This is a genomic window from Halalkalibacter oceani (assembly GCF_023715605.1).
In the GTDB taxonomy this organism is placed as follows: Bacteria; Bacillota; Bacilli; order Bacillales; family Bacillaceae_D; genus Halalkalibacter; species Halalkalibacter oceani.
Genome location: NZ_JAMBOL010000015.1, coordinates 71,575 through 78,812, shown reverse-complemented (window position 1 = coordinate 78,812; position 7,238 = coordinate 71,575). Strand labels below are relative to the sequence as shown.

At 39.8% G+C, this 7,238-nt stretch carries 6 protein-coding genes; all 6 read left to right on the top strand.

Translation table 11 applies throughout. From position 1 onward, the window contains the following. The first annotated feature begins 226 nt into the window (after positions 1–226). The 6 genes from M3202_RS15575 (at position 227) to M3202_RS15550 (ending at position 7,120) form a co-directional block, all read left to right on the top strand. Positions 227–796 carry a recombinase family protein gene (locus M3202_RS15575; protein ID WP_251224231.1) on the top strand — a complete coding sequence of 190 codons (570 nt, stop codon included), beginning with the start codon at positions 227–229 and terminating at the stop codon, positions 794–796. A gap of 1 nt (position 797) precedes the next feature. Further along, positions 798–3,749 carry a Tn3 family transposase gene (locus M3202_RS15570; RefSeq protein WP_251224230.1) on the top strand — a complete coding sequence of 984 codons (2,952 nt, stop codon included), beginning with the start codon at positions 798–800 and terminating at the stop codon, positions 3,747–3,749. A gap of 412 nt (positions 3,750–4,161) precedes the next feature. Further along, on the top strand, positions 4,162–4,692 hold the full coding sequence (locus tag M3202_RS15565) for a DUF6431 domain-containing protein (RefSeq protein WP_285874996.1): 531 nt from the start codon (positions 4,162–4,164) through the stop codon (positions 4,690–4,692). Positions 4,693–4,738: 46 nt separating this feature from the next. After that, positions 4,739–6,094, top strand: coding sequence for a DDE-type integrase/transposase/recombinase (locus M3202_RS15560; protein ID WP_251224229.1), 1,356 nt, complete (start codon positions 4,739–4,741; stop codon positions 6,092–6,094). After that, a complete protein-coding gene (locus M3202_RS15555) occupies positions 6,087–6,887 on the top strand; it encodes an ExeA family protein (RefSeq protein ID WP_251224228.1) in 801 nt (266 codons plus the stop codon). Before M3202_RS15560 ends, M3202_RS15555 begins: the two co-directional genes overlap by 8 nt. Next, positions 6,884–7,120, top strand: a complete 237-nt coding sequence (locus M3202_RS15550; RefSeq protein ID WP_251195967.1) for a DUF5348 domain-containing protein — start codon at positions 6,884–6,886, stop codon at positions 7,118–7,120. Before M3202_RS15555 ends, M3202_RS15550 begins: the two co-directional genes overlap by 4 nt. Positions 7,121–7,238 lie beyond the last annotated feature (118 nt).

Below are 7,238 nucleotides of genomic sequence, written 5' to 3'. Positions count from 1 at the left end.
AAGGGAGTCTTCCTCCAGTCGTAGTTTTGTTTGGACACTTAACTAATTCGACTTTTGGGGAGGTACTCCTTTTTTTAGTGCTTAAAAGCCTTGAGCCCGTAGGGACTTAAATTATGAAATTCATTCAAATACATAACCAAAAATATAACCAAAATCAAAAGACCAATATATCTATTTAAAACCCCTTTTTGGTATAGTTAACATATTAGAAAAGGGGAGATTTGTGTTGAAATTTGGATATGCACGCGTAAGTACACAAGATCAATCATTATCATTACAACTCGATGCATTAGCTCACTACGGAGTGGATCAGATTTTTGAAGAAAAAGAATCAGGAAAAATGAAAAATCGACCTCAATTAGATGAACTCCTTAAAGTTTTACGTAAAGATGACACGGTCATTGTTTATAAATTAGATCGTATTAGTCGAAGTACTAAACATTTAATTGAGCTTATGGAATATTTCGAATCAAAGGAAATTCATTTTGTTTCCATACAAGACAAGATCGATACCACAACTGCTATGGGACGGTTCTTTTTCAGAATGTTAGCCAGTATAGCAGAATTAGAACGAGATATTATTAGTGAACGAACGAAGGATGGATTGACGGCTGCTAGAGCTAGGGGAAGAAACGGAGGCAGACCGAAGGTTGACTTAAAGAAAAGAGAACTTGCTATAAAAATGTATGAAAGCAAAGATTACTCTTTATCTCAAATTAAGACGGCAACAGGGATTGGAGCGACAACCTTATATCGTTATCTAGAAAAGAAAAAGATATCTAGCAAGGAGTTGTAGCATGAGAGGGAAAGAATTACTAACAGAAGATCAAAGAACGGAATTTGTACGAATTCCAGCTGATATGAGTGAAAGTGAACTAGAAACTTATTATACTTTTTCACAATATGACCTTGAAATTATTAAACGACACAGAAGAGATCATAATCGATTAGGCTTTGCTGTTCAATTATGTGTTCTACGATATCCTGGATGGTCCCTTTCAGATGTTGGACCTATTCCAGATTACATCATAGAATACATAGCTAGCCAAATAGATGTTAATCCTAATTCATTTTCTTTATATGCCCAACGAGAGCCAACTAAACATGAGCATATGGAAGAAATCCGTCAAGTTTATGGTTATCAAAATTTTTCCTTAGGGAACTATCGCAAGGCAGCTCAGTTTCTTTTGAATCATGCCCTTCAAAATGGAAATTCAATGTATCTTCTTCGTACAGCACAAGAAGAACTACGTAATCAGAAAATTATTCTCCCTGCCATGACTACTATAGAAAGGCTTGTTTGGGAAACTCGTCAACGAGCAGAGGAAAGGATTTTTAAATCATTAACTTGTACTCTTTCCAAATGGCAAAAACAAAAGTTAGATAAACTTATAGATCCATTTGTAGACAATAGAAAAACCCCTTTAGCATGGCTGAGGGAGCTTCCCGGCCAATCTTCACCTGAAGCCTTTTTAAAAGTAATAAAGCGCTTAGAATATATTCGAGAATTAAAATTAGAAATAAATACAGAACAAATCCATCCCAATCGGTTACTTCAATTATCTCGTATTGGAGCACGGTATGAGCCACACTCATTTCGAAGATTTAAAGAAATGAAGAAATATGCAATTCATGTTGCCTATCTAGTAACACTAAGCCAAGATCTAATTGACCAAGCAATTGAAATTCATGATCGACAAATGATGATTTTACAATCAAAGGGTCGTAAAACACAAGAGGAAATGCAAAAAGAAAATGGAAAAGCAGTGAATGAAAAAGTCGTGCATTTTGCAGATATTGGTGCTGCACTTATCCAAGCACGAAATGAAGGGCTCGATCCATTTAATGCTATTGAAATGATTATGCCGTGGGATAAAATTGTTTCTTCCGTTGAAGAAGCCCAAAAATTAGCCCGACCGATGGATTATGATTATCTAGATTTGTTAGAAAATCGGTTTTCTTATCTAAGAAAATATACTCCTACTTTTCTTAAATCTCTTGAATTTCGTTCTACACAAGGTACTGAACCATTATTACAAGCCCTAAAAACGCTAAATGAAATAAATGAATCTGGTAAAAGAAAAATTCCAAATGATGCCCCGGTAGATTTTATTCCCAAACGTTGGAAGAAGCATGTTTATGGTGATGATGGAATAATTAATCGGCACTATTATGAGATGGCTGCACTAACAGAGTTGAAAAATCATATTCGTTCAGGCGACATATCCGTAGTCGGTAGTAGACTTCATAAAGATTTTGAAGAGTATCTTGTTCCTAAAGAAGATTGGACAACAACTCGTCTTACAGACACTAAACTAGCCGTTCGTTCATCGGCAGATGAATATCTTGAGGAAAGAAGAAAGTCACTAGCTCAACGCCTTACATGGGTTTCAAATAATCTTGATTCTCTAGAAGGAGTAAATATCGAAAAGGCTAAGATCCGAGTGGACCGTTTGGAGAAGAATACACCCGAAGAAGCGAGAGCTTTTAGCCTGTCTTTATATAATATGTTGCCAAGAATAAAGCTCACTGATCTTTTAATGGAGGTAGCACACTGGACAGGATTTGATGAAATGTTGATACATGCCTCAACCAATCGCCCACCAAAGGGAGAGGAAAAAGTAGTTCTCATGGCTGCTCTCATGGCGATGGGAACTAACATAGGACTTACTAAAATGGCAGAAGCGACACCAGGAGTTACCTATCATCAAATGGCTAATGCAGCGCAATGGCGTTTATTCGATGATGCTATAAGTCGTGCACAAGCGACATTAGTAAATTTTCAACATAAGCTTAAACTAGCTTCCTATTGGGGAGATGGAAGTACCTCTTCCTCTGATGGAATGCGCGTACAGGTTGGTGTTTCATCGTTACATGCCGATGCTAATCCACACTATGGGTCTGGAAAAGGGGCAACCATTTATCGATTTACTAGTGATCAATTTTCAAGTTTTTATACGAAAGTCATTAATACCAATGCTCGTGATGCTGTACACGTTATCGATGGATTACTTCATCATGAGACAGATTTAAATATTGAAGAGCATTTTACAGATACAGCTGGCTACGCCGACTCAGTATTTGGATTGAGTCATTTACTAGGATTTCGTTTTGCACCAAGGCTACGTGATTTAGCTGACTCTAAGCTTTTCACCATCCAAATGCCGAATGAATTCCCAAAACTAGAAAATATACTCCGTGGTCGTATTAATACTAAAATTATTCAAGAGAATTTTGATGACGTATTGCGTGTGGCTCATTCTATTCGAGAAGGAAAAGTGTCTGGTTCACTTATTATGGGGAAATTAGGGTCATATGCGAGACAAAATAAACTTGCAATTACTTTGCGAGAAATGGGGAGAATCGAAAAGACCATTTTTATTTTGGATTACATATCTAACGAAACACTACGCCGTCGAATTCAGCGAGGACTAAATAAGGGGGAAGCCATGAATGGGTTAGCAAGAGCCTTATTCTTTGGAAAACGAGGTGAGTTACGAGAACGAGGAATACAAGACCAACTACAACGTGCAAGTGCTTTAAATATTCTAATAAACGCCATTAGCGTATGGAATACTGTTTATCTTACAGAAGCAACAAAATTATTGAAGGAAAAGGGGAATTTGAGAGAAGATTTACTTAAACATGTTTCTCCGTTAGGATGGGAACACATTAATTTTCTTGGTGAATACAACTTTGATGCAAGTAAAGTAGCAAGTCTACATTCACTACGCCCTCTTATTCAATAATACTAAAAGCCGATGATTCCTTAGCGTAGGAAAAATCGGCTTTTTTCATGTCGAAATTTGCTTAGCGTATGTTTTCCGCGTTTTGTTGGTAGGACCCCTAGTAGAAATATTGTCAGTTCAAGTTTTTTTATTAGAATGAAATAAAAAGTTGAACTTAGAGCTAAAATAAGTGAGATACTTAAAGCTAAAAGAGTAATAATGTTTTTGACACCCTTAAATTACCGAAAGTTGACGGTATTGCCTGTCCAGAATTAGTCGATTATAATGTCCGTATATAATTCGAAACATTTCGACATTTATAATTCTGGGGAAAGGAAAAAGACATCTCCCATAACGTATAACTGCGCCAACAGTTATACGGGAGACGTCCCACCAAAAAAGTATATGGTTATTGTATCAGATTATCAGCTGATTGAAAACATACTTACTGGAGTTTTTAGTTAGGGGTGCAGAGAGGATCCCTTCTCCATGTTGCGGGAAAGACATGCTGGTTAGAGGAACTAAGAATCGAAAAGCCAAGGATCATACGGGACAAAGTAAGACATATAACATTCGGAGGTTGAAGTGTACCCATTGTGGTACCATCCACCATGAATTGCCGGACTTATTGATTCCTTATAAGCGCTATGAAGCGGAATGTATCGAAGACGTTCTTACAAATCCATCCACCCACATTGTTCCTGCTGATGATTCCACTCTTTCGAGATGGCATGGCTGGTTTCTAGAATTTGTGGATTATTGGATTGGCTGTTTGACTTCCATCATGATCAGAACCAACCAGGAGAATACCCCCCTGGATTACACGTCCAAAGATTCAGGGGCTGCACTTCAAAGGATAGGACGCTTGGCAGGAGATGCCAATGGGTGGCTGACAAGAATTGTCCGGCCTATCGTAAATATTAATTTTTGGCTACACACCCGTTCTGCATTCATTGTCCAATAACCCCTGATTTACACTCATGATAGACACAGAAAGGAGAATGTGTATCATGAGGGATCATAAGAAATCAGAAGAATTGGCAGTGCAACGTTTTCAGCTGATATCACCTTTATTGGCAGAGGGGCTTGACGCTGGAAAAGTGAAGGAATTAAGGAGCCAGATAGCTAAGGCCAATGGCCTTTCAGAAAGAACCATCAGACGATATTTGGCTCAATTTCGGGATGGTGGGTTTGGGGGATTGAAGCCTCAATCGAGAAATGTTGCTCGAAAGTCAGAAGCTATCCCTCCTAATCTATTAGACCAGGCGATTCTTCTACGTAAGGAAGTGCCGAGCCGGAGCGTAGCTCAAATTATACAGATTCTTGAATGGGAAGGGCTGGCTGAACCAGGACAAATCAAAAGGTCAACCCTTCAGGAAAAACTGACGGAAAAGGGTTACAGTACACGACAAATGAGACTCTATTCCCAGACAGGAGTAGCCGCCCGAAGGTTTCAGAAACGACATCGCAACCAACTCTGGCAATCAGATATCAAGTATGGTCCTTACTTGCCGATTGGTCCGAATGGAATGAAGAAACAAGTGTATCTTGTTGCTTTTATCGATGACGCCACCAGGTTTGTGCTTCACGCAGCTTTCTATCCTACCTTGGATTCAAGGATCATTGAAGATGCCTTCCGGCAGTCCATCCAAAAGTATGGTGTTCCAGAGGCTGTATATTTTGATAACGGCAAGCAATATCGAACCAAATGGATGACACGTACCTGCTCAATAATAGGCACTCGTCTCACTTACACAAGGCCGTATGCAGCGGAATCGAAGGGCAAAATTGAAAGGTTCAATAGAGTCATAGATTCATTCATCAGTGAAGCTGTCATCGAAAAGCCGAATACTCTGGATCGTCTGAATGAACTCTTCCAAGTCTGGCTGACTGAGTGCTATCAGAATAAGCCTCATTCTGCACTTGGGGAGAAAATCAGCCCGGAAACCGCATTTCGTTCAGACAAGAAAGCGATTCGGTTCATCGATCCAGAAACGTTAAGCAATGCATTTCTTCATTGCGAGACAAGAAAAGTCGATAAATCAGGATGCATCAGTTTCATGGATCAGAAATATGAAGTGGGCTTGACATTTATTGGACGTCAGGTTGAGGTTATCTATGATCCTGCGAATATTGAGGAGCTTACCATTGAGTTCGAGGATTATACTCCTTGGAAAGCCAAGAAGCTTGTGATTGGAGAAAAAGCTGGGAAGCGTCCTGCATTACCTGAGCACCTGCAGGTGCAGGGTGTTGACTCTTCAAGACTATTAAAGGCAGCTGAACGAAAGAACCAGGAACGTCAAATCGAACAGAAGCCTGCCGTGACCTTCCGTGGCGTTTGGAAGGAGGATGATTCACGTGTTTGAAGCCTTCTATGGAATGGAGAACACGCCTTTCACTAGAGATTTGCCAACGGACCAATTGTATGATTCCTCTATGATGCAAGAAATCCTTGGAAGGTTGAAATATACAGCTGAAAGACAGCTTTTTGCCGTCCTGAGTGGAGATAGTGGAACGGGAAAAACGACGACAATCCGTAAGTTTGTGGACAAATTGGATAAAGGCAAATTCCACGTTCTTTATCTATCCGACTCTAAGTTAACTCCTCGCCATTTTTACAAGGGGCTACTGGAACAACTGGGCTCTGAAGCGAAGTTTTATCGAGGAGATGCAAAACGGCAACTTCATCGTGAGATTGAATTAATGAAAGGCATACGAGGACTACAACCAGTAGTCGTAGTGGATGAAGCTCACCTTCTGGATCGGGAAATGCTTGAAGAGGTCCGTTTTCTTCTGAACTTTAAAATGGATTCGCTAAGTCCAATGGCGCTTATCCTTGTCGGTCAAAGTGAATTGTGGGACCGACTACGCTTACAGTCATACACAGCCATACGTCAAAGAATTGATATCCAATTCCAGCTAGGACACCTCGATCGTGCTCAGGTTGAGGAATATGTTACTGGGCATCTTCGATATGCAGGAGTTGATCAACCAATCTTTTCAGATGGGGCGATTGGCGAAATTCATCGGTTCTCTGGTGGTGCCGCAAGGCTCATTAATAAACTCTGTACACATAGTCTTCTGTATGGCTCACAAAATGGCCGTAGGATCATTGACGATCATATGATCAAGCAAGTCATCCAAGGGGAACTCTCATGAAAACCCGTTGGAAAGAGATGAATTACAATGAAGAGCTGGATTGTTGGGTTGTGTTGTGGGGTGAGAATTTAGGTTATAAGATGCGATACGGTGAATGGTTTGATCTTCATCTAGGATATGGTCGGACTCTTCCCTGCCGCTTGGAACTTGGCAGAGACTGGTATATCGTGACTGGCCGAAATGAAGTAAAATTTTATCTTAAGAAAAATGAAACGTATCAAGTAGATTTGTAAAATGAAGGGGGAGCAAAGGATTGCTTCCTCTTCATTTTGGACAGTGAATCCGTCAGTTTTAGGACAATTAGCGCCGTCAAGATCCAGACATTGTAGAACGTCATTAACAGTAATAAAG